Genomic DNA, 25,194 nt, shown 5'->3' with positions numbered 1-25,194 from the left:
AGCGCCTTCAACTCAATTGCGCTTCGGCCAGCGTGAGTGTGCGCGGGATCTGCGTCGCGTCCCAGTGCGTAATGCCCCAATCCAGCAGTTCCCGTGGGCTTGCGTAAAGCAGTTCGTTACCGGCTGGCTGGCCGAGGGCGCGCAGTGCGCGAAGCAGCAAGGGCGTGGCCTGGTCGGCGGTCAACGGTGGAGAGCGGTAGGATTTTCCCAGTTTGTTGCCGTCCGGCTGCACAATCAGTGGTACATGCAGGTAACGTGGCTGGCGCAGGCCGAGCAGCTCTTGCAAGTAAAGCTGGCGCGGCGTGGAGTCCAGCAGGTCGGCGCCGCGCACGATATCGGTAACCCCTTGCCAGGCATCGTCGAGGACCACGGCCAACTGATAGGCGTAGAGGCCGTCGCGGCGCCGGATGATGAAGTCGCCGGCGTCGCGGCCCAGATGCTGTCGGAACTCGCCCTGCACGCGGTCGGTAAAGTGGTATTCCAGTTCAGGCACACGCAGACGGATGGCAGCATTCTGCTGGTCGTGGCCGGCATTGCGGCACAAGCCTGGGTAAATCCCGTTGTAGGGTTCCAGTTGCTTGCGCGAGCATGTGCAGGCATAGGCCAGGCCATGGTTGAACAGGTCATTCAGCACTTTGGCGTAGGCGTCATGCCGCTCGCTCTGCCGAACCAGCTCGCCATCCCATTCAAAGCCGTAGCTTTGCAGGGCATGCAGGATCGCCGCCTGGGCGCCGGGCTCTTCACGGGGAGGGTCAAGGTCTTCCATGCGCATCAACCAGCGGCCATGCTGGGCGCGTGCGTCGAGGTAGGAGGCGAGGGCAGCAACCAGGGAGCCGAAGTGCAAATGGCCGCTGGGCGTGGGGGCGAAACGCCCGATATAGGTAGAGGCTGTCATGGGCGGATACTACTGCAAAACCGGTAAACGCCAGAAACAAAAATGGGGCGTTTGCACGCCCCATTCGTTCAGTTCGGCAGGGTTACTTGCCGACCTGTTTTTCCTTGATTTCAGCCAAGGTCTTGCAGTCTACGCACAGGTCCGCAGTCGGGCGGGCTTCGAGGCGGCGAATACCGATCTCGACGCCGCAGGATTCGCACCAGCCATACTCTTCGTCTTCGATCAATTGCAGGGTCTTGTCGATCTTCTTGATCAACTTGCGTTCGCGATCACGAGCGCGCAGTTCAAGGGCGAATTCCTCTTCCTGGCTGGCACGGTCTGCCGGGTCCGGGAAGTTGGCTGCTTCGTCCTTCATATGGTCAACCGTGCGGTCGACTTCCTGCATCAAGTCCTGCTTCCACTGCTTCAGGATTTTGGAGAAGTGCTCGCGCATGGGCTTGCCCATGTATTCCTCGCCCTTGGATTCAACGTAGGGCTGGAAACCGCTGATGCTCTGTTGCTTTGCTTGGGTGGACATGAATAGACCGCCTCTCACTCTTCTAATCCATTGCGCAGGATTGCAACGTCACCGACACCTGCCGGCCCTGCGGCTGCAAGCGGGCGAACTTACCAGATAGATTCAGGGTGCGCTACTCCCGGTTGTCGAGCTCCAGGGCAAAGGGGTTGCAAACTGCAGCAGCCCGCCATGACTGGGTATGTATCGCCTCGAATGTTGATTTTAGCTGTTTTACGAGCGTGCGCAGGGTGCACTTGCAGCCCCAATCAGGCAATAGAGCATGTTTTACCGCGAGGGTTCGGTAGAATCCTGATTTTGTCCTCACCGTTAAGGAAGGCTAATGGCTCAGCCCTACAGTGCGCGCAGTCGCGCCATCGAACCTTTTCATGTCATGGCGTTGCTGGCACGCGCCAATGAGCTGCAGGCTGCCGGCCACGACGTGATCCATCTGGAAATCGGCGAACCGGACTTCACCACCGCCGAGCCGATCATCCAGGCCGGCCAGGCTGCGCTGGCCAACGGCAAGACGCGCTACACGGCGGCCCGTGGGGTGCCCGAGTTGCGCGAGGCCATCAGCGGGTTTTACCAGCAGCGCTACGGCTTGAGTGTCGATCCCGAGCGTATCTTGATTACGCCCGGTGGCTCCGGCGCGTTGCTGTTGGCCAGCAGCTTGCTGGTCGACCCTGGCAAGCACTGGCTGCTGGCTGATCCAGGCTACCCCTGCAATCGACACTTTCTGCGGCTGGTAGAGGGCGCGGCGCAATTGGTGCCGGTGGGGCCTGAGGTCCGCTATCAGTTGACCGCCGATCTGGTCGCCAGGCATTGGGACCAGGACAGCGTGGGCGCGCTGGTTGCGTCACCGGCCAACCCTACCGGCACAGTCCTCACGAGGGACGAACTGGCAGGCTTGTCGAGTGCAGTCAAAGCGCGTAACGGCCACTTGGTAGTGGACGAGATCTACCACGGCCTCACCTACGGCACCGATGCCGCCAGCGTGCTGGAAGTCGACGATGACGCCTTCGTCTTGAATAGTTTTTCGAAGTATTTCGGCATGACCGGATGGCGCCTCGGTTGGCTGATAGCGCCTCCTGCTGCGATCAGCGAATTGGAAAAACTGGCGCAGAACCTCTACATCAGTGCGCCGAGCATGGCCCAGTACGCTGCCTTGGCCTGTTTTACCCCGCAGACCCTGAGCATTCTTGAAGAGCGCCGCGCCGAATTCGGCCGGCGTCGTGACTTTCTGCTGCCGGCGCTGCGCGAGCTTGGATTCGGTATCGCCGTGGAGCCGGAAGGGGCGTTTTATTTGTATGCCGATATCAGCGCGTTCGGCGGCGATGCCTTCGCGTTCTGCCGTCACTTTCTGGAGACCGAGCACGTGGCTTTTACACCCGGGCTGGATTTCGGTCGTTATCAAGCGGGCCACCATGTGCGTTTTGCCTACACGCAAAATATTGACCGGCTGCAAGAAGCGGTGGAGCGCATCGCTCGTGGCCTGCGGAGCTGGCAAGGCTGATGCGCTTTTATCCTCCTCTTGAAGAAGGGCGGCTGATCCGCCGCTACAAGCGTTTTCTCACCGATATCGAAACCGTTACCGGCGAGTTGCTTACCATTCATTGCCCGAACACCGGCTCGATGCTCAATTGCATGGTCGAAGGTGGCCAGGTCTGGTTCAGCCGGTCCTCGGACCCCAAGCGCAAGTTGCCAGGCACCTGGGAAATTGCCGAAACGCCTCAGGGCCGGCTGGCGTGCGTCAACACCGCACGGGCCAATCAGCTGGTTGAAGAGGCGCTGCTGGCTGGCGTGATCACTGAACTCAATGGCTTTACGGCGCTCAAGCGTGAAGTGCCGTACGGTCAGGAGAAGAGCCGCATTGACTTCCGCCTGGATTACCCACAGGGCGCCGCCTTCGTGGAGGTCAAAAGCGTCACCCTGGGTTTTGACGCAACCTCGGTGGCGGCTTTTCCTGATGCAGTGACGCAGCGCGGTGCCAAGCACTTGCGCGAACTGGCTCACCTGGCGCGTGAAGGCGTGCGGGCGGTGCAGTTGTATTGCGTGAATTTGTCGGGCATCGATGCGGTTCGCCCAGCGGTGGAAATTGACGCCGGTTACGCTGCGGCGTTACGCGAGGCCAAGGCCGCGGGTGTCGAGGTGCTGGCTTACGGCGTGCGGGTCACACCGCAAGAGATGTATGTCGAGCGTCGACTGAAGGTGTTGTTGGGCGACTAGAGTTCTACCCACAAGCCTTGTTCATCCTCATGGCCGGGCAGGGCGGTGAGACTCTGGCCTGCGCACGGGCCGGCGATGCACTCGCCGCTCTCGATCAGGAATAGGGCGCCATGGGTGGCGCATTGGATCAGGCTGGCGCTGGCGTCGAGGAAGCGGTCGGGCTGCCATTCCAGCGGGACGCCGCGATGGGGGCAGCGGTTGCGATAAAAGTAGGCAATGCCGTCTCGGCGCACGGCCAGCAGTTTATGGCCATCGATATCAAAACCGCGGCTGCTGTCGGGTGCGAGGTCGCTTGAGGGGCAGAGAAACTTCATTTCAATCCTTAAGTGCCTTGACGTTCAAATGCAAACAATTATCAAATGGCCGCTTCGCCCGTCAGCTGACTGGGTGCTTAATACGATGTCCGGCAGCAATGTTCTGTCACATTGATGAGTGCCTGAATGGCCCTGCTCTAGGAAGGAAACCCTGTTATGCGCCTGAGTACCAGCGCTATTGCGCTTGTTGCCTCATTACTGGTCAGCCACGGGGCACACGCCTCTGAACTGCCACAACGCTGGGTCAGTGCTGGAGGGGCGCTATCGGAATGGGTGACGGCTTTAGGCGGCGAATCGAAATTGGTCGGGGTCGACACCACCAGCCAGCATCCGCAGTCGCTCAAGGCGTTGCCGAGTATTGGCTACCAGCGGCAGCTGTCGGCTGAAGGCATTCTCAGCCTGCGCCCGCAAATCCTTGTGGGCACTGAGGAAATGGGGCCGCCGCCGGTACTGGCGCAGATTCGCAATGCCGGCGTGCAGGTCGAGATGTTTTCGGCCCAGCCGGATTTGCCGACATTGAAGGGCAACCTTGAACACTTGGGAAAACTGCTGGGCAGTGAGACCCGGGCAGACGCACTGTTTGCCAAATACGGGCAGGCGCTGGAGCAGCAAAAAAGCTGGGTGACCAAGGCCCAGGCGGCGCAAAAGGCTCCGGGCGTGCTGTTGTTGCTGGGCCATGCCGGTGGCAAGCCGCTGATCGCGGGCAAGGACACGGCCGCCGATTGGATATTGCAGCAGGCGGGCGGACGTAACCTGGCCACGCACTCGGGCTATAAGCCCTTTTCAGTCGAGTCTTTGGCGGGTTTGAGTCCTGATGTGCTGGTGTTTGCCGATCGCGCGCTGACCGGTGATGCGGCGCGTGCTGCCTTGTTCAAGGAAAACCCGATTCTCGCGTCGACACCGGCAGCCAAGCGTGGGCGAGTGTTTGAGCTGGATCCAACCTTGCTGGTGGGTGGCCTGGGGCCGCGATTGCCGGAAAACCTGGTGAAACTGTCCGCTGGTTTTTATCCGGCCCAGGCTAAATCGGCTCCATGACCACTCTGCTTAAGCCCAAGACACTGTTTATTGGCCTGTCGCTGCTGTGTGTGTTGGCGATCTGGCTTTCATTGGCCCTCGGACCGGTCAGCTTGCCGTTGATTGATACGCTCAGAGCCGCGTTAAGGCTATTGGGCGTGCCGATTGAGGCGGAGGGGTTGGAGCAGGCTGAATTGATTCTGGGGCAGATTCGCCTGCCGCGGACCCTCTTGGGGCTGGCCGTCGGCGGTGTCCTTGCGTTGTCGGGCGTGGCGATGCAGGGGTTGTTTCGCAACCCGCTGGCCGATCCTGGGTTGGTGGGTGTGTCCAGCGGTGCGGCGTTGGGGGCAGCGGTGGCGATTGTCGGCGGTTCGTTCTTCGGTGGGCTGCCGGATGCGTTCGGTCCCTATTTGTTGTCGCTGTGCGCATTTCTGGGGGGGCTGGGCGTTACCGCACTGGTCTACCGGTTGGGGCGTCGCAATGGCCAGACCAATGTCGCGACGATGCTGCTTGCCGGTATCGCGCTGACGGCACTGGCCAGCTCAACGGTGGGGCTGTTTACCTATCTGGCCGACGATGCCACCTTGCGCACCCTGACGTTCTGGAACCTGGGCAGCCTCAATGGCGCGAGCTATTCGCGGTTGTGGCCCTTGCTGTTGGTAAGCGCGGGCGTGGCGCTGTGGTTGCCGCGCCGGGCGAAAGCGCTGAACGCATTGCTGCTGGGTGAGTCGGAGGCCAATCATCTGGGCATTGATGTTGAGGGGCTCAAGCGCGAGTTGGTGTTCTGCACGGCCCTGGGCGTTGGTGCAGCCGTGGCGGCTGCGGGCATGATTGGTTTTGTCGGTTTGGTGGTGCCACATCTGGTGCGGCTGCTGGCGGGGCCGGATCATCGGGTGCTGTTACCGGCGTCAGTGCTGGCGGGCGCGAGCCTGCTGTTGTTTGCCGATCTGGTGGCGCGCTTGGCGTTGGCGCCGGCGGAACTGCCGATCGGTATTGTCACTGCATTTATCGGTGCGCCATTTTTCCTCTATTTATTGTTACGAGGGCGCGCCTGATGCTGCGGGTAGAAGCGTTGCAGATTCGGCGCGGTGGTAAAACCGTGTTGTCCGATGTCACCTTGGACCTGCTGCCGGGCGAAGTGCTGGGCGTGCTGGGGCCCAATGGTGCGGGCAAAAGTACCTTGCTCGGAGCGCTGTGCGGGGAGTTGTCGCCTGATCAGGGCAAGATCTGGTTGGACCAGCAAGAATTGAAGAGTCTGGGAGGGGCGCAACGTGCCCAGCGTCTGGCGGTGTTGCCACAGACGTCCACCCTGGACTTCGCCTTTCGTGTCGAAGAGGTGGTGGGCATGGGGCGCTTGCCTCATCAGACCGGGCGAGTGCGCGACGATCAAATCGTCCGCGCGGCGCTGCACGCGGCCGACGTGGGCCACCTGAGTGGCCGCAGTTACCTGGCCTTGTCGGGCGGCGAGCGACAAAGGGTGCACTTGGCGCGGGTGTTGGCGCAGTTATGGCCAGGTGAGGCGGGGCAAACGTTGTTGTTGGACGAGCCAACGTCGATGCTTGATCCCCTGCACCAGCACACCACCTTGCAGGCGATTCGCAGCTTTGCCGACAAGGGGGCTGCGGTGCTGGTGATCCTGCATGACTTGAACCTAGCGGCGCGTTACTGCGACCGGATCCTGCTGCTGGAAGGCGGACGCCCCCATGCTCTGGATAGGCCCGCAACAGTCCTGCAACCTGAGCCACTCAAGGCTGTATTTGGTCTGGATGTGCTGGTACAACCGCATCCGGAGCGGGGGCATCCGCTGATCATTGCGCGCTGAAGTCAGTAATTTGCAGGCAAAAAAAGACCCGGCAAGAGCCGGGTCAAATAACCGTGATTAGCCTGATGAGGAGATAATCTGAGAGTCCGAACCAATGGTCTTTCAGTTATCGGCTGATCTCGCGATCAGTTGTGATAATCATAACGATTCTCATTTGAGAGTCAACTATTGTTTTATCTGCTCATCCAGTTTTTCTCAAACGCTCGTTTGTAATGCCTGTAAACATTGGGCTTGAGGGCCGATCTAGTTTTTCTGCCGCGCTGACAGGGCATCCAACTGGCGGTTCAGCGCCTCCTTGCGTTCAGAGGGGAGGTCGTTCCAGTGCACATCCATCAATGCGCCTTCAATGGCGTACAGCAGAACTTTCGAAGCTCGGAAGCCGCGAGTCCGTACGGCTCGGTAAGCATCGACCGCGCCCAGGCGGCGCAAGTCAGACGCGCTGTGGATACCCACCGCATGCAGCCACTGCGCTGATGTCTTGCCGAGGTTTTTCAGGTGTTGCAGCTCATCGTTCATCAAGCCTCCTTGCGACGGCCGAATGGTGCGGTGGGTATCGTGACCAGGCAGCCTGAAAATGAGTGTAGCGCTCAGTAGGAAAAACGCAGTTCTTTGGGCAGGAACGGCTGAAAAGCTTATAAGAATGTGGCGATGCTTTAGCTGACGGGCAGGCGTGAAACGCCCGGCACGCTTGAGGCGAAGCCGGGGTTCAGAAGGTGGATTACTTGGTGCGGTAGCGTAGGCGAGTGCCGAAGTTGACTGACATCAGGATCTCGTCAGCCGTGAGCTCGGGTGGGAAGTAAGTGCCGGAAATCTGCGCGTGGGCCAGGCTCGCGCCTTCCATCGAGCAGTCGCGTAAATCCAGGCCGCGCAAGTCGGCAGAGCGAAAATAGGCGTCGGTGAAGTCAACGCCTGCGGCGTTCAGATCTCGCAGGTCCAGCCCTCGGAAGTCGCCACCGCGCATATCGATGGTGCCGTCTTGAGGGCGCTGCTGGTTGAAGCCGCGGATGTCATCCTTGTGCAGGAGCGCATAGAGCGGGGTATCAAGAAGCTTGGGCTGACTCACGATAGCGACTCCTGTTAGGTGGTGATGTCATTATAGTGGCTATATTGCCGGGTCGTGCGCCATGTGGGCGACACGACCAGGAAATATTGCTTACAAGCCCGGGAGGCGCTGGCGAATATGCGCGACCAACGCATCCAGCGTTCCGCTTTCATTGGTTTCCACGCGCTTGCTCAGCAACAGCTCTTGCGCCGTCAACGGCTCACGACTGGCTTGCTGCTCTTGGATAACGCTCAGCGTTGCGTCGGACGGATCGTTTTGATCCGCCTGACGTTGTGCCAGCCAACTGCTGATAACCGCTTGAGGTGCGTTGCAATCGAGGATCAGGAATGGCGCGCCGGTGGCTTCGGCGATCTGGGCTGCCGCATCACGTTGAGCGCGTTTCAAGAAGGTCGCATCCAGCACCACCGGGTAACCTGCGCGTAGTACGGTCTCGGCAATTTCGTTCAAGCGTGTATAGGTGGCAATGCTGGCGTCCTGATTGTAGATGCCGGCCTGTGGCGCGTTTTCGACCTGCTGCTCGCCAAACAGACGCTTGCGCTCCACATCCGAACGCAGGCGTACGGCGCCCAGGGCCTCGACCAGGCGCATGGCTACATGGCTCTTGCCTACCGCTGAAACACCATGGGTGATTGCCAGAAAGCGCGACGGAATGGTGCTGTAGCTTTCCGCCAGGTTGGCGTAGTTGCGGTACTGGCGCAGGGTAGTGGCGCGCTGCACCGGGCTTGCCTCGCTCGGCATGCTGAACAGCGCAACCTTTGCACGTACCAGCGCACGGTAGGCTTTATAGAAATTCAGCACTTCCAGGCCTTGATAGTCGCCGGTCAGTTCCAGGTACTGGCTGATGAAGCGGCGCGCCAGAGACTTGAGCCCACGGTCTTCAAGGTCCATGGCGAGGAAGGCGGTATCGGCGTACACATCGGTAAAGCGGAAAGGCTCGTTGAACTCGATGCAGTCGAAGATCACGACGTGGCCGTCAATCAGGGTGGCGTTGCCCAGGTGGATGTCACCGTGGCATTCGCGAGTGAAACCATCGAGCTTGCGTTGTTCAAGCAGCGGCTTGAGGCGCTCGAAGCTGCTTTCGGCCCAGGCTTGCAGGGCCTCAAGTTGAGTCAGGTCAGCTTTGTCGCTGAGGAATGGGCGAATCTGGTCGAAGTTCTGGCGTACCGGCGCCATGACTTCATCCGGCGTGCCGGCCGGGTGCTCTTGCGGGACCTTGGGGGCAGTGAGGTGAAAGTGCGCAATCTGACTGGCCATCTCGTCGATGTGGGCGTTGGTCAGTTCGCTGTTGGCTTGCAGGGTGCTGAGCATCTGGCTTTGCGGGAACTGGCGCATTTTCAGTGCGTACTCGATGACCGGGCCGTCGCCGCCCAACTGCGGCGCGTCGGCAGTGCCGGTAATCGGCAACACTTCAAGATACAAATCTTTGGTCAAGCGCTGGTTGAGACGCAGCTCCTCATTGCAGAAGTGGCCACGTTTTTCCAGATCGGTGAAATCCAGAAATCCGAAGTTCATCGGTTTCTTCAATTTGTAAGCATAGGGACCTGTCAGAACCACCCAGGAAATATGGGTCTCGATGACTTGAAATGCTTCAACCGGATGAGGGTATAAAGCCGGGTTTTGCAGGGCAGCGATCAGGGACTGGCTCACGGGCGATCCTTCAAAGTCTGGGAGAAATCATCGTGGCCATTATGGCTGCTGATGCCAGTCGTGCAAACCGCTGTCCGGCTCATGTTGATCATCAATAAAGTGCGTATAATCCGCCGCCATGACTCGAACCCGATCTCCCCGTTCCCGTAAAAAACCTCCTTCCCGCAGCTTGCGCCCCTGGTTGGGCTGGGCGCTCAAGCTGGGCCTGGTTGGCCTTGTGGTGGTCGCCGGCTTTGCGGTGTACCTCGATGCCGTGGTGCAGGAAAAATTCTCTGGCAAGCGCTGGACGATTCCGGCCAAGGTGTATGCACGCCCGCTGGAACTGTTCTCCGGGCAGAAGCTGAGCAAGGAGGACTTCCTTACCGAGCTCGACGCACTGGGCTATCGCCGCGAACCTGTGAGCAATGGCCCCGGCGCCGCAGCCGTCAGCGGCAACACCGTCGACCTGAACACCCGTGGGTTCCAGTTCTACGAAGGCCTGGAAAAAGCTCAGCCGGTACGCGTGCGTTTCTCCGGCGATTATGTGGCTGAACTGTCCTCGCTCAATGGCTCCAAGCTGCCGGTAGTGCGCCTGGAACCGTTGATGATTGGCGGTATTTATCCGAAAAACCTAGAAGATCGCATCCTGATCAAGCTTGATCAGGTACCGCCTTATTTGCTGGAAACCCTGGTGGCGGTCGAAGACCGCGATTTCTACAGCCATTGGGGCGTCTCGCCGAAGTCGATTGCCCGCGCTGTCTGGGTCAACACCTCCGGTGGCAAGATGACCCAGGGCGGCAGTACGCTCACGCAACAATTGGTCAAGAACTTCTACCTGACCAACGAGCGCAGCCTCACCCGTAAACTCACCGAAGCCATGATGGCGATGTTGCTGGAGCTGCATTACAGCAAGCAGGAAATCCTTGAGGCGTACCTCAACGAGGTATTCGTCGGTCAGGATGGCCAGCGCGCGGTGCACGGTTTCGGTTTGGCCAGCCAGTTCTTCTTTGGGCAACCGTTATCCGAGTTGAAGTTGCATCAGGTCGCGCTGCTGGTGGGCATGGTCAAGGGGCCGTCCTATTACAATCCGCGTCGCAACCCGGAGCGTGCGCTCGAACGTCGCAACCTGGTACTCGATGTATTGGAGCAGCAGGGTGTCGCGACGGCTGAACAAGTGGCCGCCGCGAAGAAAATGCCGTTGGGTGTGACCACTCGCGGCAAGTTGGCCGATAGCTCGTTCCCCGGCTTTATCGATCTGGTCAAGCGCCAGTTGCGTGAAGACTACCGCGACGAAGACTTGACCGAAGAGGGCTTGCGGATTTTCACCAGCTTCGACCCGATCCTGCAGATGAAGGCCGAAGCGTCCGTCAACGACACCTTCAAACGCCTGACCGGCCGTAAAGGCTCGGATGAAGTCGAAGCCGCCATGGTCGTGACCAACCCGGAAACCGGTGAAGTCCAGGCCATGATCGGCAGCCGCCAGGCCAGTTTCGCCGGCTTCAACCGCGCACTGGACGCCGTGCGGCCGATTGGCTCGCTGGTCAAGCCTGCGGTCTACTTGAGTGCGTTGGAAAAACCCAGCAAGTACACGCTGACCAGTTGGCTGTCGGATGACCCGTTGTCGGTCAAAGGCGCGAATGGCCAGGTATGGACGCCGAAGAACTTCGATCGCCGTTCCCACGGCACGGTGTTCCTGTATCAGGGGCTGGCGCATTCCTACAATATTTCCACCTCGCGCCTGGGGCTTGAGGTCGGTGTGCCAAATGTCCTGAAAACCATCGCGCGACTGGGGGTGGAGCGTGAGTTCCCGGCATTCCCGTCCATGCTTCTGGGCGCTGCGGCCATGACCCCGATGGAAGTGGCGACCATGTACCAGACCCTCGCCAACGGTGGCTTCAATACACCGATGCGCGGGATCCGCAGTGTGCTGACCGCCGAAGGCGAACCGCTCAAGCGCTACCCGTTCCAGATCCAGCAGCGTTTTGACGCGGGCTCTATCTACCTGATCCAGAACGCCATGCAGCGTGTGATGCGTGAGGGTACAGGGCGCTCGGTGTACAGCGTGCTGCCGTCGAACCTGACGCTGGCGGGCAAGACCGGTACCAGTAACGACTCGCGTGACAGCTGGTTTGCGGGTTTCGGCCAGGATGTATTGGCCGTGGTGTGGCTGGGGCGTGACGATAACGGCAAGACGCCGTTCACCGGTGCGACCGGCGCGCTGCAGGTATGGACCAGTTTCATGCGCAAGGCTGACCCGTTGCCGCTCAACATGCCCCAGCCGGACAATATCGTGCAGGCCTGGATTGATCCGCACACCGGCCAGGGCTCTGATGCCAACTGTCCGGGGGCGGTGCAGATGCCGTATATTCGCGGCAGCGAACCACCACCCGGCCCTGCGTGCGGTGGCAGTGCCCCTGCTGACGCGGATTCGGTGATGGATTGGGTCAAGGGCTGGATGAATTAAGCAAAGAGGGTTTCAAGTGAACAAGTTGTGGATTCCAGCAATTACGGCTCTGGCTTTGCTCGGCGGTTGCTCCAGCGTGCAGCGCGGCTCCATCCCTGTGGTGGACTCAAGCACGTCCGTCTCCAATAACGACCGCATTTCGGCCAATGGCGGCTTCCGTCAGACGGTAGTCAAGCGGCCTGCCCAGGCTGCAACCCAGGCAATTCCCCAGGACTCCGGCGTCGTGGTGATGGTGCCTGGCAGTGGTGCTGCAACCTCGGCGCCTATCAGCGCCGAGCCATGGACCCCAGGCCCTAGCACTTCCGGGCCGGTTAACGCCACGCCGATTCAAACCGCGCCGGTCAACCAGGGCACCTACAACATGCCTTCGACGCCGAGCGGTATTCCGTCATCGTCCAATGCGGGCGGGTTGTCGGCTGACGAACAACTCGATGGCCCGGTGCTGGCGCTGCTCACCACCGCTCAGCAGCAGCAGGCGGGTGGCGATTTGAATGGCGCCTCGTCGAGCCTTGAACGTGCCCAGCGCGTGGCGCCGCGTGAGCCACAAGTGCTGTATCGCCTGGCCCAGGTGCGCATGGCCCAGGGCGATGCGCCCCAGGCGGAGCAATTCGCTCGCCGTGGCCTGAGCCTGGCCAATGGCCGCCCAGACCTGCAAGCCAGCCTTTGGGCCTTGATCGGTGATGCGCGTGCCGCCCAGGGCGATGCAGCGGGTGCCGCCCAGGCGCGACAGAAAGCCAAGGTCAGCCTCTGATGGATGCACGTTTCCCAGCGATCGCCGAACAGCTATTGCTGATCGAGCGAGAACTGCGCGTGCAGGGCTGGTGGGATGAAGAGTCCCCCGGTGCTGAAGCGCTCAGCAGTGTCGAACCCTTTTCAGTCGATACCCTGGACTTCCACCAGTGGCTGCAATGGATCTTCCTGGTACGCATGAAGCAGATCCTTGAACAGGACCTGCCCTTGCCGAATGCATCGGGGATCCTGGAAATGGCCGAGATGGTCTATGCCGACCGACCGCGGGAGAGCCTCGGCTTGCGTAACGCGCTGAAAAAGTTCGATCAATTGATCGTCGACGCTCGTTAATTGCCTGACTGCCGGGTTTTCCGGCAGTCTTGCGCACATTTCTACCGCTTGACGACATTCAGGCGAGTTTTATCCCTCCTCAAAGCCCTTTCTTCTACGTTCTCATGCGCTTAGTTGGAAAAAAGCGCAATTATTGCTTGACTTGAAGGGCCTGAAACAGAAGAATCCAAAGTCCGCTGTATCGGGACTGCCAGAAGCAGGCCCGCTCAGCAGATCATGAGGCGCACACCCGCGCCGACCTGTAACACCCGCAACGCGTTACCTCGCGCTGGGTGGGAAAAGCCCGCAACACTTGGGACGATCCCAATACTTGCTCAGTCAGTGCTGACGTAGTCGGCGACCACCGTCGCTCATGCTCTGTTGAGAAGTAAACCTATTAAGACCCGTCGGTTTTTAACGGACGGTATTCTGGCGTTTTAGAGGTGAACAACGTGGAGCTTTTATCTGGCGGTGAGATGCTCGTCCGCTTTTTGCGTGACGAAGGCGTCGACTATATCTACGGGTACCCAGGTGGTGCTCTGCTGCATGTCTACGACGCACTGTTCAAGGAACCGGCTGTTACCCACATCCTGGTTCGCCACGAACAGGCCGCGACCCATATGGCTGACGGTTACGCCCGTGCCACCGGTAAAGCCGGCGTGGTACTGGTAACGTCTGGCCCAGGCGCAACCAATGCCATTACCGGTATTGCGACTGCGTATATGGACTCCATCCCGATGGTGATCATTTCTGGCCAGGTGCCAAGCACCATGGTCGGCACCGACGCTTTCCAGGAAACCGACATGATCGGTATTTCCCGCCCGATCGTGAAACACAGCTTCATGATCAAGCACGCGTCGGAAATCCCGGAAGTCATGAAGAAGGCGTTCTACCTCGCACAGTCCGGTCGTCCGGGCCCTGTGGTGGTGGATATCCCGAAAGACATGACCAACCCGGCCGAAAAATTCGAATACATTTTCCCCAAGAAAGCCAAGCTGCGTTCCTACAGCCCGGCCGTCCGCGGGCACTCGGGGCAAATCCGCAAGGCGGCAGAAATGCTCCTGGCAGCCAAGCGCCCCGTGTTGTACTCCGGCGGTGGCGTGATTCTGGGCGGCGGTTCCGCTCCGCTGACCGAACTGGCCAAGCTGCTCAACCTGCCGGTGACCAACACCCTGATGGGCCTCGGCGCATTCCCGGGTACGGACCGCCAGTTCGTCGGTATGCTCGGTATGCACGGCAGCTACACCGCCAACCTGACCATGCACCACGCTGACGTGATCCTGGCCGTGGGCGCGCGGTTCGATGACCGTGTGATCAATGGTGCGAGCAAGTTCTGCCCGAATGCCAAGATCATCCATATCGACATCGACCCGGCGTCCATCTCCAAGACCATCAAGGCCGATGTGCCGATCGTGGGGCCGGTGGAGAGCGTGTTGACCGAAATGGTCGCAGCGCTCAAGGACATCGGCGAGGCACCGAACAAGGAGTCCGTTGCCAGCTGGTGGAAGCAGATTGACGAATGGCGTGGTGATCGCGGCCTGTTCCCTTATGACAAGGGCGACGGCAGCATCATCAAGCCACAAACCGTGATCGAAACCCTGTGCGAAGTGACCAAGGGCGACGCCTTTGTAACCTCCGACGTGGGCCAGCACCAGATGTTCGCGGCGCAGTACTACAAGTTCGACAAGCCTAACCGCTGGATCAACTCCGGTGGCCTGGGCACGATGGGCTTTGGTTTCCCTGCGGCCATGGGTGTGAAACTGAGCTTCCCGGATGCCGACGTTGCCTGCGTCACCGGCGAAGGCAGCATCCAGATGAACATCCAGGAGCTGTCGACGTGCCTGCAATATGGTCTTCCAGTGAAGATCGTCTGCTTGAACAACGGCGTGCTCGGCATGGTTCGTCAATGGCAGGACATGAGCTACGGTAGCCGTCACTCCCATTCCTACATGGAATCGTTGCCGGATTTCATCAAGTTGGTTGAAGCCTATGGCCACGTCGGCATTCGCATCACTGATTTGAAAGATCTGAAGCCGAAGATGGAAGAAGCGTTCGCCATGAAAGACCGCCTGGTGTTCATCGATATTCAGGTCGATACCAGCGAGCACGTCTATCCGATGCAAATCAAAGACGGCTCCATGCGCGACATGTGGCTGAACAAGACGGAGCGTACTTAATCATGCGGCATATTATCTCCCTGCTTCTGGAGAACGAGCCCGGCGCCTTGTCCCGTGTTGTCGGCCTGTTTTCGCAACGCAACTACAACATCGAAAGCCTGACCGTGGCGCCGACCGAAGACCCGACCCTGTCGCGCCTGACGTTGACCACTGTTGGCCACGATGAGGTGATCGAGCAGATCACCAAGAACCTCAACAAGCTGATCGAAGTGGTCAAGCTGGTCGACCTGTCGGAAAGCGCCCACATCGAGCGCGAACTGATGCTCGTCAAGGTCAAGGCCACGGGTGCCCAGCGTGCCGAGATCAAGCGCACTACCGATATTTATCGCGGGCAGATCGTCGATGTGAGCGCCAGCGTTTATACCGTTCAACTGACCGGTACAAGCGACAAGCTGGACAGCTTCATCCAGTCGATCGGGACAGCCTCGATTCTGGAAACCGTACGCAGTGGTGTCACCGGGATTGCCCGTGGCGACAAAGTACTCAGCATCTAACCCAAATTAGCGAATGGCCTTACGGCCTGGATATATAGAGGAACCTCATGAAAGTTTATTACGATAAAGATTGTGACCTGTCGATCATCCAGGGCAAGAAAGTCGCCATCATCGGCTACGGTTCCCAGGGCCACGCACAAGCGTGCAACCTGAAAGATTCCGGCGTGGACGTCACCGTTGGCCTGCGCAAAGGTTCGGCTACTGTTGCCAAGGCTGAAGCCCACGGCCTGAAAGTGACCGACGTTGCTTCCGCCGTAGCGGCTGCCGACCTGGTCATGATCCTGACCCCGGACGAGTTCCAGTCCTCGCTGTACAAGAACGAAATCGAGCCGAACATCAAGAAAGGCGCCACCCTGGCCTTCTCCCACGGTTTTGCGATTCACTACAATCAGGTTGTGCCGCGCGCTGACCTGGACGTGATCATGATCGCGCCGAAAGCCCCGGGCCACACCGTGCGTTCCGAGTTCGTCAAAGGCGGTGGTATCCCTGACCTGATCGCGATCTATCAGGACGCGTCGGGCAACGCCAAGAACGTTGCACTGTCCTACGCTGCTGGCGTCGGTGGCGGTCGTACCGGCATCATCGAAACCACGTTCAAGGACGAGACTGAAACCGACCTGTTCGGCGAACAAGCCGTTCTGTGCGGCGGTACCGTTGAGCTGGTCAAAGCCGGTTTCGAAACCCTGGTTGAAGCTGGCTATGCGCCGGAAATGGCCTACTTCGAATGCCTGCACGAACTGAAGCTGATCGTTGACCTCATGTACGAAGGCGGTATCGCCAACATGAACTACTCGATCTCCAACAACGCCGAGTACGGCGAGTACGTGACCGGTCCGGAAGTGATCAACGCCGAGTCCCGCCAGGCCATGCGCAACGCCCTGAAACGTATTCAGGACGGCGAATACGCCAAAATGTTCATCAGCGAAGGCGCTACCGGCTACCCTTCGATGACCGCCAAGCGCCGTAACAACGCCGCTCACGGTATCGAAGTCATCGGCGAGCAACTGCGCTCCATGATGCCGTGGATCGGTGCCAACAAGATCGTCGACAAAGCCAAGAACTAAGTCGTACGCATCAAGGGAAAACGCGGCTTAGGCCGCGTTTTTTCGTTTGAGGGGCCGGTTCTGGTATAAAGCTGCATCGTTTGCGGGCGAACACTCGCCGCAAGTATCTGTCGAATTTTTTTCACACCGTTGCAAGGTAAAGTCCATGAGCGAACGTCCCGAAGAGCCAAACCAGGCTTCCGACGCCGAAAGCATGCTGCCGATCGATGAACATGTCGAAGAAGGGCATGACGCCGAAGGCCGTAAGGTCCGGCATCGTGGCATCTATCTTCTGCCCAATCTGTTTACGACGGCGAACCTGTTTGCCGGCTTTTATTCCATCATCAACTCCATGAGTGCCCAAAGTGCGCTGGCGGCAGGTGATGCGGCGAGTGCCAGCAAGTACTTTGGTTTTGCTGCTATCGCAATCTTCGTGGCCATGGTGCTCGACGGCCTGGATGGGCGCGTAGCGCGGATGACCAACACCCAAAGTGCTTTTGGCGCCGAGTACGACTCGCTGTCGGACATGGTTGCCTTTGGTGTCGCCCCTGCGCTGCTGGCTTTTGCTTGGGCATTGGGTGACATGGGCAAGGTCGGCTGGATGGTTGCCTTCATCTATGTCGCCGGTGCCGCGTTGCGACTGGCGCGTTTCAATACGCAGGTGGGCACTGCCGACAAGCGTTACTTCATCGGGCTTGCCAGCCCGGCAGCCGCCGGCGTCGTGGCGGGTATCGTCTGGGCGTTCAGTGATTACGGCATCCAGGGGTCGAAGATGTCGTTCCTGGTAGCGTTGATGGTTGCAGCGGCCGGGATGCTGATGGTCAGCAATATCAAGTACAACAGCTTCAAGGAGCTGGACCTCAAAGGGCGCGTGCCTTTCGTGGCGATCCTTGTGGTGGTGCTTGTGTTTGCAGTGGTGTTCAGTGATCCGCCGCGGATTCTGCTGCTGGCGTTCCTGGTTTACGCCGCGTCTGGTCCGATTCAGTATTTGCTGCATCTGCGCCGGGACAAAACATTGCCTTAATGTAATTTCCCCCATACTCCGCAGTCTATTGGTGCATCAGTTCTCCAATGCTGCGGAGTTGCCATGTTAATCAAACTACCCAAAGCGTCCGATTGCCATGAATCGGATGTCACGCCTGAATCCCTCTATTTCTCTCGTCGCAGTTTGCTCGGTGGTGCGCTGGCCGGTATTGCCGCCAGTAGCTTGCCGCGTTGGGCCAGTGCGGGCGATGCGGCGCGTTATGCCGATGTCGAAGCGGGCAGGGCGCCCAACTGGTTTGCCGAGAAGCTTCCTGGTACGAAATGGCAGGCGGTGACGGTCAAGGACGAGGCGATCACGCCGTTCAAGGATGCAACCCACTACAACAACTTTTATGAGTTCGGTACCGACAAGGGCGACCCGGCGGCGAATGCAGGTGCGCTCAAGACCGAGCCGTGGAGTGTTGTGATCGATGGTGAGGTGGCCAAGCCTGGGCGTTATGCCTTGGAAGACTTCATGAAACCCTATGAGCTGGAAGAACGGATCTATCGATTGCGCTGCGTTGAAGCCTGGTCGATGGTGATTCCGTGGATCGGTTTCCCGATCTCGGCCTTGCTCAAGCAGGTTGAACCTACCTCCAAAGCGAAGTACATCCGTTTTGAAACCCTCCAGGACCCGAAGAGCATGCCTGGGCAGCGCTCCAGTTTCGGCTTGATCGACTGGCCTTATGTAGAAGGGCTGCGTCTGGACGAAGCGATGAACCCGCTGGCGATTCTCGCCGTAGGTATGTATGGGCGCGAGCTGCCTAATCAGAATGGTGCGCCGTTGCGCTTGGTGGTGCCGTGGAAGTACGGCTTCAAAAGTGTCAAATCCATCGTGCGGATCAGCCTTGTCAGCGAGCAGCCGAAAACCACCTGGCAGAGCATTGCGGCTGATGAGTATGGGTTCTACGCAAATGTGAACCCTACGGTCGATCATCCGCGGTGGACCCAGGCGCGGGAGCGACGTCTACCCAGTGGCCTGTTCAGCCCGAACGTGCGCGATACGCAGATGTTCAATGGCTACGCGGATGAGGTCGCGTCTTTATATACAGGTCTCGATCTGCGGAAGAACTACTGATGCGCTTTCCAATCTGGCGCATTGGAGTCTTTATAGCTGCGGCGGTTTGGCCATTGCTCTGGTTGTATGAAGCATGGAGTTTTGCCCTGGGGCCTGATCCGGGCAAAGTGCTGGTCGATCGCTTGGGGCTGGGTACGTTGATCCTGCTGCTGATCACGCTCGGGATGACGCCGCTGCAGAAGTTGAGCGGTTGGGCAGGGTGGATCGCGGTACGCCGGCAGTTGGGGCTGTGGTGCTTCGCCTATGTAGTACTGCATTTGGCGGCATACTGCGTGTTCGTCCTTGGGCTCGATTGGTCGCAGCTCGGCGTAGAACTGCGCAAGCGGCCCTACATAATTGTGGGGGCGCTGGGGTTTACGGCTCTATTGGTGCTGGCTGTCACATCCAACCGCTATAGCCAGCGTCGATTGGGTAGCCGCTGGAAGAAGTTGCATCGCTTGACCTATGTGATCCTGGGCCTGGGTTTGCTGCACATGCTCTGGATAGTTCGGGCTGATCTGAAGGAATGGGCTGTCTACGCTTCCATTGGTGCACTGCTTCTTTTGTTGCGGGTGCCACCGGTGATGCGCCGAATCCCTCGCCTTATTGCTAAAAAGACACCTTCTGCCACAAAAGTGTAATTAACCCTTGACGGCAGATTCTGGAAGCCTATAATTCGCCCCACTTCCGGCGCAGTCGAAACGTAAAACTCCTTGGTAAACAATGAGTTACGTGGTTTTCGGCAGCGAGTTGCTTCAGCTCATCGAAGCCAAAAGGAAGTTGAAAAAGAGGTGTTGACAGCAGCGTGTAACGCTGTAGAATTCGCCTCCCGCTTCGGAGAGATCTTAAGCGCAAGTGGTTGAAGTTGTTGAAGAAATCTTCGAAAGCTTCTGAAAATAATCACTTGACAGCAAATGAGGCTGCTGTAGAATGCGCGCCTCGGTTGAGACGAAAGATCTTAACCAACCGCTCTTTAACAACTGAATCAAGCAATTCGTGTGGGTGCTTGTGGAGTCAGACTGATAGTCAACAAGATTATCAGCATCACAAGTTACTCCGCGAGAAATCAAAGATGTAACCAACGATTGCTGAGCCAAGTTTAGGGTTTCTTAAAAACCCAAAGATGTTTGAACTGAAGAGTTTGATCATGGCTCAGATTGAACGCTGGCGGCAGGCCTAACACATGCAAGTCGAGCGGTAGAGAGAAGCTTGCTTCTCTTGAGAGCGGCGGACGGGTGAGTAATGCCTAGGAATCTGCCTGGTAGTGGGGGATAACGTTCGGAAACGGACGCTAATACCGCATACGTCCTACGGGAGAAAGCAGGGGACCTTCGGGCCTTGCGCTATCAGATGAGCCTAGGTCGGATTAGCTAGTTGGTGGGGTAATGGCTCACCAAGGCGACGATCCGTAACTGGTCTGAGAGGATGATCAGTCACACTGGAACTGAGACACGGTCCAGACTCCTACGGGAGGCAGCAGTGGGGAATATTGGACAATGGGCGAAAGCCTGATCCAGCCATGCCGCGTGTGTGAAGAAGGTCTTCGGATTGTAAAGCACTTTAAGTTGGGAGGAAGGGTTGTAGATTAATACTCTGCAATTTTGACGTTACCGACAGAATAAGCACCGGCTAACTCTGTGCCAGCAGCCGCGGTAATACAGAGGGTGCAAGCGTTAATCGGAATTACTGGGCGTAAAGCGCGCGTAGGTGGTTTGTTAAGTTGGATGTGAAATCCCCGGGCTCAACCTGGGAACTGCATTCAAAACTGACTGACTAGAGTATGGTAGAGGGTGGTGGAATTTCCTGTGTAGCGGTGAAATGCGTAGATATAGGAAGGAACACCAGTGGCGAAGGCGACCACCTGGACTAATACTGACACTGAGGTGCGAAAGCGTGGGGAGCAAACAGGATTAGATACCCTGGTAGTCCACGCCGTAAACGATGTCAACTAGCCGTTGGAAGCCTTGAGCTTTTAGTGGCGCAGCTAACGCATTAAGTTGACCGCCTGGGGAGTACGGCCGCAAGGTTAAAACTCAAATGAATTGACGGGGGCCCGCACAAGCGGTGGAGCATGTGGTTTAATTCGAAGCAACGCGAAGAACCTTACCAGGCCTTGACATCCAATGAACTTTCCAGAGATGGATTGGTGCCTTCGGGAGCATTGAGACAGGTGCTGCATGGCTGTCGTCAGCTCGTGTCGTGAGATGTTGGGTTAAGTCCCGTAACGAGCGCAACCCTTGTCCTTAGTTACCAGCACGTAATGGTGGGCACTCTAAGGAGACTGCCGGTGACAAACCGGAGGAAGGTGGGGATGACGTCAAGTCATCATGGCCCTTACGGCCTGGGCTACACACGTGCTACAATGGTCGGTACAGAGGGTTGCCAAGCCGCGAGGTGGAGCTAATCCCATAAAACCGATCGTAGTCCGGATCGCAGTCTGCAACTCGACTGCGTGAAGTCGGAATCGCTAGTAATCGCGAATCAGAATGTCGCGGTGAATACGTTCCCGGGCCTTGTACACACCGCCCGTCACACCATGGGAGTGGGTTGCACCAGAAGTAGCTAGTCTAACCTTCGGGAGGACGGTTACCACGGTGTGATTCATGACTGGGGTGAAGTCGTAACAAGGTAGCCGTAGGGGAACCTGCGGCTGGATCACCTCCTTAATCGACGACATCAGCTGCTCCATAAGTTCCCACACGAATTGCTTGATTCATTGAAGAAGACGAAAAGAAGCAGCCCGAAATTGGGTCTGTAGCTCAGTTGGTTAGAGCGCACCCCTGATAAGGGTGAGGTCGGCAGTTCGAATCTGCCCAGACCCACCAATTTTGTGTGGGAAACGCCTGTAGAAATACGGGGCCATAGCTCAGCTGGGAGAGCGCCTGCCTTGCACGCAGGAGGTCAACGGTTCGATCCCGTTTGGCTCCACCACTACTGCTTCTGTTTGTATAAAGCTTAGAAATGAGCATTCCATCGTTGTGATGGTGAATGTTGATTTCTAGTCTTTGACTAGTTCGTTCTTTAAAAATTTGGGTATGTGATAGAAAGATAGACTGAACGTTACTTTCACTGGTAACGGATCAGGCTAAGGTAAAATTTGTGAGTTCTCTTAATCGAGAAATTCGAATTTTCGGCGAATGTTGTCTTCATAGTATAACCAGATTGCTTGGGGTTATATGGTCAAGTGAAGAAGCGCATACGGTGGATGCCTTGGCAGTCAGAGGCGATGAAAGACGTGGTAGCCTGCGAAAAGCTTCGGGGAGTCGGCAAACAGACTTTGATCCGGAGATGTCTGAATGGGGGAACCCAGCCATCATAAGATGGTTATCTTGTACTGAATACATAGGTGCAAGAGGCGAACCAGGGGAACTGAAACATCTAAGTACCCTGAGGAAAAGAAATCAACCGAGATTCCCTTAGTAGTGGCGAGCGAACGGGGACTAGCCCTTAAGTGGCTTTGAGATTAGCGGAACGCTCTGGAAAGTGCGGCCATAGTGGGTGATAGCCCTGTACGCGAAAATCTCTTAGTCATGAAATCGAGTAGGACGGAGCACGAGAAACTTTGTCTGAATATGGGGGGACCATCCTCCAAGGCTAAATACTACTGACTGACCGATAGTGAACTAGTACCGTGAGGGAAAGGCGAAAAGAACCCCGGAGAGGGGAGTGAAATAGATCCTGAAACCGTATGCGTACAAGCAGTGGGAGCCCACTTTGTTGGGTGACTGCGTACCTTTTGTATAATGGGTCAGCGACTTATTTTCAGTGGCGAGCTTAACCGAATAGGGGAGGCGTAGCGAAAGCGAGTCTTAATAGGGCGTCTAGTCGCTGGGAATAGACCCGAAACCGGGCGATCTATCCATGGGCAGGTTGAAGGTTGGGTAACACTAACTGGAGGACCGAACCGACTACCGTTGAAAAGTTAGCGGATGACCTGTGGATCGGAGTGAAAGGCTAATCAAGCTCGGAGATAGCTGGTTCTCCTCGAAAGCTATTTAGGTAGCGCCTCATGTATCACTGTAGGGGGTAGAGCACTGTTTCGGCTAGGGGGTCATCCCGACTTACCAAACCGATGCAAACTCCGAATACCTACAAGTGCCGAGCATGGGAGACACACGGCGGGTGCTAACGTCCGTCGTGAAAAGGGAAACAACCCAGACCGTCAGCTAAGGTCCCAAAGTTATGGTTAAGTGGGAAACGATGTGGGAAGGCTTAGACAGCTAGGAGGTTGGCTTAGAAGCAGCCACCCTTTAAAGAAAGCGTAATAGCTCACTAGTCGAGTCGGCCTGCGCGGAAGATGTAACGGGGCTCAAACCATACACCGAAGCTACGGGTATCACGTAAGTGATGCGGTAGAGGAGCGTTCTGTAAGCCTGTGAAGGTGAGTTGAGAAGCTTGCTGGAGGTATCAGAAGTGCGAATGCTGACATGAGTAACGACAATGGGTGTGAAAAACACCCACGCCGAAAGACCAAGGTTTCCTGCGCAACGTTAATCGACGCAGGGTTAGTCGGTCCCTAAGGCGAGGCTGAAAAGCGTAGTCGATGGAAAACAGGTTAATATTCCTGTACTTCTGGTTATTGCGATGGAGGGACGGAGAAGGCTAGGCCAGCTTGGCGTTGGTTGTCCAAGTTTAAGGTGGTAGGCTGGAATCTTAGGTAAATCCGGGATTCTAAGGCCGAGAGCTGATGACGAGTTAACTTTTAGTTAACGAAGTGGTTGATGCCATGCTTCCAAGAAAAGCTTCTAAGCTTCAGGTAACCAGGAACCGTACCCCAAACCGACACAGGTGGTTGGGTAGAGAATACCAAGGCGCTTGAGAGAACTCGGGTGAAGGAACTAGGCAAAATGGCACCGTAACTTCGGGAGAAGGTGCGCCGGTGAGGGTGAAGGACTTGCTCCGTAAGCTCATGCCGGTCGAAGATACCAGGCCGCTGCGACTGTTTATTAAAAACACAGCACTCTGCAAACACGAAAGTGGACGTATAGGGTGTGACGCCTGCCCGGTGCCGGAAGGTTAATTGATGGGGTTAGCTAACGCGAAGCTCTTGATCGAAGCCCCGGTAAACGGCGGCCGTAACTATAACGGTCCTAAGGTAGCGAAATTCCTTGTCGGGTAAGTTCCGACCTGCACGAATGGCGTAACGATGGCGGCGCTGTCTCCACCCGAGACTCAGTGAAATTGAAATCGCTGTGAAGATGCAGTGTATCCGCGGCTAGACGGAAAGACCCCGTGAACCTTTACTATAGCTTTGCACTGGACTTTGAATTTGCTTGTGTAGGATAGGTGGGAGGCTTTGAAGCGTGGACGCCAGTCTGCGTGGAGCCAACCTTGAAATACCACCCTGGCAACTTTGAGGTTCTAACTCAGGTCCGTTATCCGGATCGAGGACAGTGTATGGTGGGTAGTTTGACTGGGGCGGTCTCCTCCTAAAGAGTAACGGAGGAGTACGAAGGTGCGCTCAGACCGGTCGGAAATCGGTCGTAGAGTATAAAGGCAAAAGCGCGCTTGACTGCGAGACAGACACGTCGAGCAGGTACGAAAGTAGGTCTTAGTGATCCGGTGGTTCTGTATGGAAGGGCCATCGCTCAACGGATAAAAGGTACTCCGGGGATAACAGGCTGATACCGCCCAAGAGTTCATATCGACGGCGGTGTTTGGCACCTCGATGTCGGCTCATCACATCCTGGGGCTGAAGCCGGTCCCAAGGGTATGGCTGTTCGCCATTTAAAGTGGTACGCGAGCTGGGTTTAGAACGTCGTGAGACAGTTCGGTCCCTATCTGCCGTGGACGTTTGAGATTTGAGAGGGGCTGCTCCTAGTACGAGAGGACCGGAGTGGACGAACCTCTGGTGTTCCGGTTGTCACGCCAGTGGCATTGCCGGGTAGCTATGTTCGGAATAGATAACCGCTGAAAGCATCTAAGCGGGAAACTAGCCTCAAGATGAGATCTCACTGGAACCTTGAGTTCCCTGAAGGGCCGTCGAAGACTACGACGTTGATAGGTTGGGTGTGTAAGCGCTGTGAGGCGTTGAGCTAACCAATACTAATTGCCCGTGAGGCTTGACCATATAACACCCAAGCAATTTGCATGCTCTGAGCTGAAAAGCGAAAGAGACCAGATTGCGGTGTGTGAAGACGAAGATGAACCGAAAGTTCGACGTTCACAAAACACCGAAAGCTGTCACATACCCAATTTGCTGAAGCGAGACCAACTGGTCCCGACTCAGTACCCGAATTTCTTGACGACCATAGAGCATTGGAACCACCTGATCCCATCCCGAACTCAGCAGTGAAACGATGCATCGCCGATGGTAGTGTGGGGTTTCCCCATGTGAGAGTAGGTCATCGTCAAGATTAAATTCCAGAACCCCTGTTTGCTAACGCAGACAGGGGTTTTGTTTTGGGCGGTCGAAAAGTGT

At 57.4% G+C, this 25,194-nt stretch carries 20 protein-coding genes, 2 tRNA genes and 3 rRNA genes; 19 read left to right on the top strand and 6 right to left on the bottom strand.

The window, feature by feature from the left end:
* Window positions 1–7: 7 nt before the first annotated feature.
* Both gluQRS and dksA read right to left on the bottom strand, forming a co-directional pair.
* Window positions 8–895 carry a tRNA glutamyl-Q(34) synthetase GluQRS gene (gene gluQRS / locus LJX92_RS22490; RefSeq protein WP_228308968.1) on the bottom strand — a complete coding sequence of 296 codons (888 nt, stop codon included), beginning with the start codon at window positions 893–895 and terminating at the stop codon, window positions 8–10.
* 82 nt (window positions 896–977) lie between these two features.
* Entirely contained in the window at window positions 978–1,412 is a 435-nt protein-coding gene (gene dksA / locus LJX92_RS22485; RefSeq protein ID WP_005791430.1) for an RNA polymerase-binding protein DksA, read from the bottom strand.
* A 319-nt stretch (window positions 1,413–1,731) separates the two neighbouring features.
* On the opposite strand from dksA, the gene LJX92_RS22480 reads away from it, so the two are divergent.
* A complete protein-coding gene (locus LJX92_RS22480; RefSeq protein WP_005791428.1) occupies window positions 1,732–2,904 on the top strand; it encodes a pyridoxal phosphate-dependent aminotransferase in 1,173 nt (390 codons plus the stop codon).
* Window positions 2,904–3,617, top strand: a complete 714-nt coding sequence (gene sfsA / locus LJX92_RS22475) for a DNA/RNA nuclease SfsA (RefSeq protein WP_005791427.1) — start codon at window positions 2,904–2,906, stop codon at window positions 3,615–3,617. Before LJX92_RS22480 ends, sfsA begins: the two co-directional genes overlap by 1 nt.
* On the opposite strand, the gene LJX92_RS22470 is transcribed toward sfsA, so the two are convergent.
* On the bottom strand, window positions 3,614–3,931 hold the full coding sequence (locus LJX92_RS22470; RefSeq protein WP_032879462.1) for a Rieske (2Fe-2S) protein: 318 nt from the start codon (window positions 3,929–3,931) through the stop codon (window positions 3,614–3,616). The genes sfsA and LJX92_RS22470 overlap by 4 nt on opposite strands.
* A gap of 156 nt (window positions 3,932–4,087) precedes the next feature.
* On the opposite strand from LJX92_RS22470, the gene LJX92_RS22465 reads away from it, so the two are divergent.
* Genes LJX92_RS22465 through LJX92_RS22455 form a run of 3 tightly spaced genes read left to right on the top strand, consistent with a single transcriptional unit; the run spans window position 4,088 to window position 6,767 of the window.
* Window positions 4,088–4,966 carry a heme/hemin ABC transporter substrate-binding protein gene (locus tag LJX92_RS22465; RefSeq protein ID WP_228308967.1) on the top strand — a complete coding sequence of 293 codons (879 nt, stop codon included), beginning with the start codon at window positions 4,088–4,090 and terminating at the stop codon, window positions 4,964–4,966.
* A gap of 50 nt (window positions 4,967–5,016) precedes the next feature.
* A complete protein-coding gene (locus LJX92_RS22460; RefSeq protein ID WP_228309927.1) occupies window positions 5,017–6,000 on the top strand; it encodes a FecCD family ABC transporter permease in 984 nt (327 codons plus the stop codon).
* The gene (locus LJX92_RS22455; RefSeq protein WP_103734793.1) at window positions 6,000–6,767 is read left to right on the top strand and encodes a heme ABC transporter ATP-binding protein; all 768 of its coding nucleotides are present in this window, start codon (window positions 6,000–6,002) and stop codon (window positions 6,765–6,767) included. The genes LJX92_RS22460 and LJX92_RS22455 overlap by 1 nt, the downstream gene beginning before the upstream one ends.
* Window positions 6,768–7,010: 243 nt before the next feature.
* Here the strand turns inward: LJX92_RS22455 and LJX92_RS22450 are convergent, their stop codons facing one another.
* The 3 genes from LJX92_RS22450 to LJX92_RS22440 form a co-directional block, all read right to left on the bottom strand.
* Window positions 7,011–7,283 carry a TfoX/Sxy family protein gene (locus LJX92_RS22450; protein WP_005791418.1) on the bottom strand — a complete coding sequence of 91 codons (273 nt, stop codon included), beginning with the start codon at window positions 7,281–7,283 and terminating at the stop codon, window positions 7,011–7,013.
* 202 nt (window positions 7,284–7,485) lie between these two features.
* On the bottom strand, window positions 7,486–7,830 hold the full coding sequence (locus tag LJX92_RS22445; RefSeq protein WP_032879466.1) for a pentapeptide repeat-containing protein: 345 nt from the start codon (window positions 7,828–7,830) through the stop codon (window positions 7,486–7,488).
* 90 nt (window positions 7,831–7,920) lie between these two features.
* Window positions 7,921–9,477: an AAA family ATPase gene (locus LJX92_RS22440; RefSeq protein WP_032879467.1), complete on the bottom strand. Its 1,557-nt coding sequence runs from the start codon at window positions 9,475–9,477 to the stop codon at window positions 7,921–7,923.
* 118 nt (window positions 9,478–9,595) lie between these two features.
* Between LJX92_RS22440 and mrcB the strand changes: the two genes are divergently transcribed.
* From mrcB to rrf, 14 genes are all read left to right on the top strand, one after another.
* Window positions 9,596–11,920: a penicillin-binding protein 1B gene (mrcB, locus tag LJX92_RS22435; RefSeq protein WP_005791412.1), complete on the top strand. Its 2,325-nt coding sequence runs from the start codon at window positions 9,596–9,598 to the stop codon at window positions 11,918–11,920.
* A gap of 16 nt (window positions 11,921–11,936) precedes the next feature.
* Complete coding sequence (locus tag LJX92_RS22430) at window positions 11,937–12,671, top strand: tetratricopeptide repeat protein (RefSeq protein WP_005791411.1); 735 nt, start codon at window positions 11,937–11,939, stop codon at window positions 12,669–12,671.
* Entirely contained in the window at window positions 12,671–13,000 is a 330-nt protein-coding gene (locus LJX92_RS22425; protein ID WP_032879470.1) for a YqcC family protein, read from the top strand. The genes LJX92_RS22430 and LJX92_RS22425 overlap by 1 nt, the downstream gene beginning before the upstream one ends.
* Before the next feature lie 431 nt (window positions 13,001–13,431).
* Window positions 13,432–15,156, top strand: coding sequence for an acetolactate synthase 3 large subunit (locus LJX92_RS22420; RefSeq protein ID WP_005791407.1), 1,725 nt, complete (start codon window positions 13,432–13,434; stop codon window positions 15,154–15,156).
* Window positions 15,157–15,158: 2 nt separating this feature from the next.
* Window positions 15,159–15,650 (top strand): acetolactate synthase small subunit, encoded by a 492-nt coding sequence (gene ilvN / locus LJX92_RS22415; protein WP_003176102.1) that lies wholly within the window; start codon window positions 15,159–15,161, stop codon window positions 15,648–15,650.
* A gap of 47 nt (window positions 15,651–15,697) precedes the next feature.
* Window positions 15,698–16,714, top strand: a complete 1,017-nt coding sequence (gene ilvC, locus LJX92_RS22410) for a ketol-acid reductoisomerase (RefSeq protein WP_003194132.1) — start codon at window positions 15,698–15,700, stop codon at window positions 16,712–16,714.
* Window positions 16,715–16,859: 145 nt separating this feature from the next.
* Window positions 16,860–17,717 carry a CDP-diacylglycerol--serine O-phosphatidyltransferase gene (gene pssA / locus LJX92_RS22405; RefSeq protein ID WP_005791399.1) on the top strand — a complete coding sequence of 286 codons (858 nt, stop codon included), beginning with the start codon at window positions 16,860–16,862 and terminating at the stop codon, window positions 17,715–17,717.
* A gap of 63 nt (window positions 17,718–17,780) precedes the next feature.
* Complete coding sequence (gene msrP / locus LJX92_RS22400) at window positions 17,781–18,794, top strand: protein-methionine-sulfoxide reductase catalytic subunit MsrP (RefSeq protein ID WP_032879471.1); 1,014 nt, start codon at window positions 17,781–17,783, stop codon at window positions 18,792–18,794.
* Window positions 18,794–19,414 carry a protein-methionine-sulfoxide reductase heme-binding subunit MsrQ gene (msrQ, locus tag LJX92_RS22395; protein ID WP_228308966.1) on the top strand — a complete coding sequence of 207 codons (621 nt, stop codon included), beginning with the start codon at window positions 18,794–18,796 and terminating at the stop codon, window positions 19,412–19,414. The genes msrP and msrQ overlap by 1 nt, the downstream gene beginning before the upstream one ends.
* Window positions 19,415–19,902: 488 nt before the next feature.
* Window positions 19,903–21,439, top strand: a 16S ribosomal RNA gene (locus LJX92_RS22390).
* Between the two features lie 82 nt (window positions 21,440–21,521).
* Window positions 21,522–21,598, top strand: a tRNA-Ile gene (locus LJX92_RS22385).
* Between the two features lie 30 nt (window positions 21,599–21,628).
* A tRNA-Ala gene (locus LJX92_RS22380) sits at window positions 21,629–21,704 on the top strand.
* 247 nt (window positions 21,705–21,951) lie between these two features.
* Window positions 21,952–24,843, top strand: a 23S ribosomal RNA gene (locus tag LJX92_RS22375).
* Window positions 24,844–25,013: 170 nt separating this feature from the next.
* Window positions 25,014–25,129 (top strand): 5S ribosomal RNA (gene rrf, locus LJX92_RS22370).
* The 16S, 23S and 5S rRNA genes sit together here with 2 tRNA genes alongside, the layout of an rRNA operon.
* Window positions 25,130–25,194 lie beyond the last annotated feature (65 nt).

The sequence above is a fragment of the Pseudomonas sp. HN8-3 genome (assembly GCF_020790195.1).
GTDB lineage: Bacteria > Pseudomonadota > Gammaproteobacteria > Pseudomonadales > Pseudomonadaceae > Aquipseudomonas > Aquipseudomonas synxantha_A.
Note: the sequence above shows the minus strand (reverse complement) of the source record. Positions and strands in the feature narration are given on the sequence as shown.

What these genes read in the sequence shown, in the direction of transcription:
- LJX92_RS22470 (WP_032879462.1), bottom strand. Translation starts at nt 3,931, where the DNA reads ATGAAGTTTCTCTGCCCCTCAAGCGACCTCGCACCCGACAGCAGCCGC.
- mrcB (WP_005791412.1), top strand. Translation starts at nt 9,596, where the DNA reads ATGACTCGAACCCGATCTCCCCGTTCCCGTAAAAAACCTCCTTCCCGC.
- LJX92_RS22425 (WP_032879470.1), top strand. Translation starts at nt 12,671, where the DNA reads ATGGATGCACGTTTCCCAGCGATCGCCGAACAGCTATTGCTGATCGAG.
- gluQRS (WP_228308968.1), bottom strand. Translation starts at nt 895, where the DNA reads ATGACAGCCTCTACCTATATCGGGCGTTTCGCCCCCACGCCCAGCGGC.
- sfsA (WP_005791427.1), top strand. Translation starts at nt 2,904, where the DNA reads ATGCGCTTTTATCCTCCTCTTGAAGAAGGGCGGCTGATCCGCCGCTAC.
- msrQ (WP_228308966.1), top strand. Translation starts at nt 18,794, where the DNA reads ATGCGCTTTCCAATCTGGCGCATTGGAGTCTTTATAGCTGCGGCGGTT.
- pssA (WP_005791399.1), top strand. Translation starts at nt 16,860, where the DNA reads ATGAGCGAACGTCCCGAAGAGCCAAACCAGGCTTCCGACGCCGAAAGC.
- dksA (WP_005791430.1), bottom strand. Translation starts at nt 1,412, where the DNA reads ATGTCCACCCAAGCAAAGCAACAGAGCATCAGCGGTTTCCAGCCCTAC.
- ilvN (WP_003176102.1), top strand. Translation starts at nt 15,159, where the DNA reads ATGCGGCATATTATCTCCCTGCTTCTGGAGAACGAGCCCGGCGCCTTG.
- LJX92_RS22480 (WP_005791428.1), top strand. Translation starts at nt 1,732, where the DNA reads ATGGCTCAGCCCTACAGTGCGCGCAGTCGCGCCATCGAACCTTTTCAT.
- ilvC (WP_003194132.1), top strand. Translation starts at nt 15,698, where the DNA reads ATGAAAGTTTATTACGATAAAGATTGTGACCTGTCGATCATCCAGGGC.
- LJX92_RS22450 (WP_005791418.1), bottom strand. Translation starts at nt 7,283, where the DNA reads ATGAACGATGAGCTGCAACACCTGAAAAACCTCGGCAAGACATCAGCG.
- msrP (WP_032879471.1), top strand. Translation starts at nt 17,781, where the DNA reads ATGTTAATCAAACTACCCAAAGCGTCCGATTGCCATGAATCGGATGTC.
- LJX92_RS22455 (WP_103734793.1), top strand. Translation starts at nt 6,000, where the DNA reads ATGCTGCGGGTAGAAGCGTTGCAGATTCGGCGCGGTGGTAAAACCGTG.
- LJX92_RS22465 (WP_228308967.1), top strand. Translation starts at nt 4,088, where the DNA reads ATGCGCCTGAGTACCAGCGCTATTGCGCTTGTTGCCTCATTACTGGTC.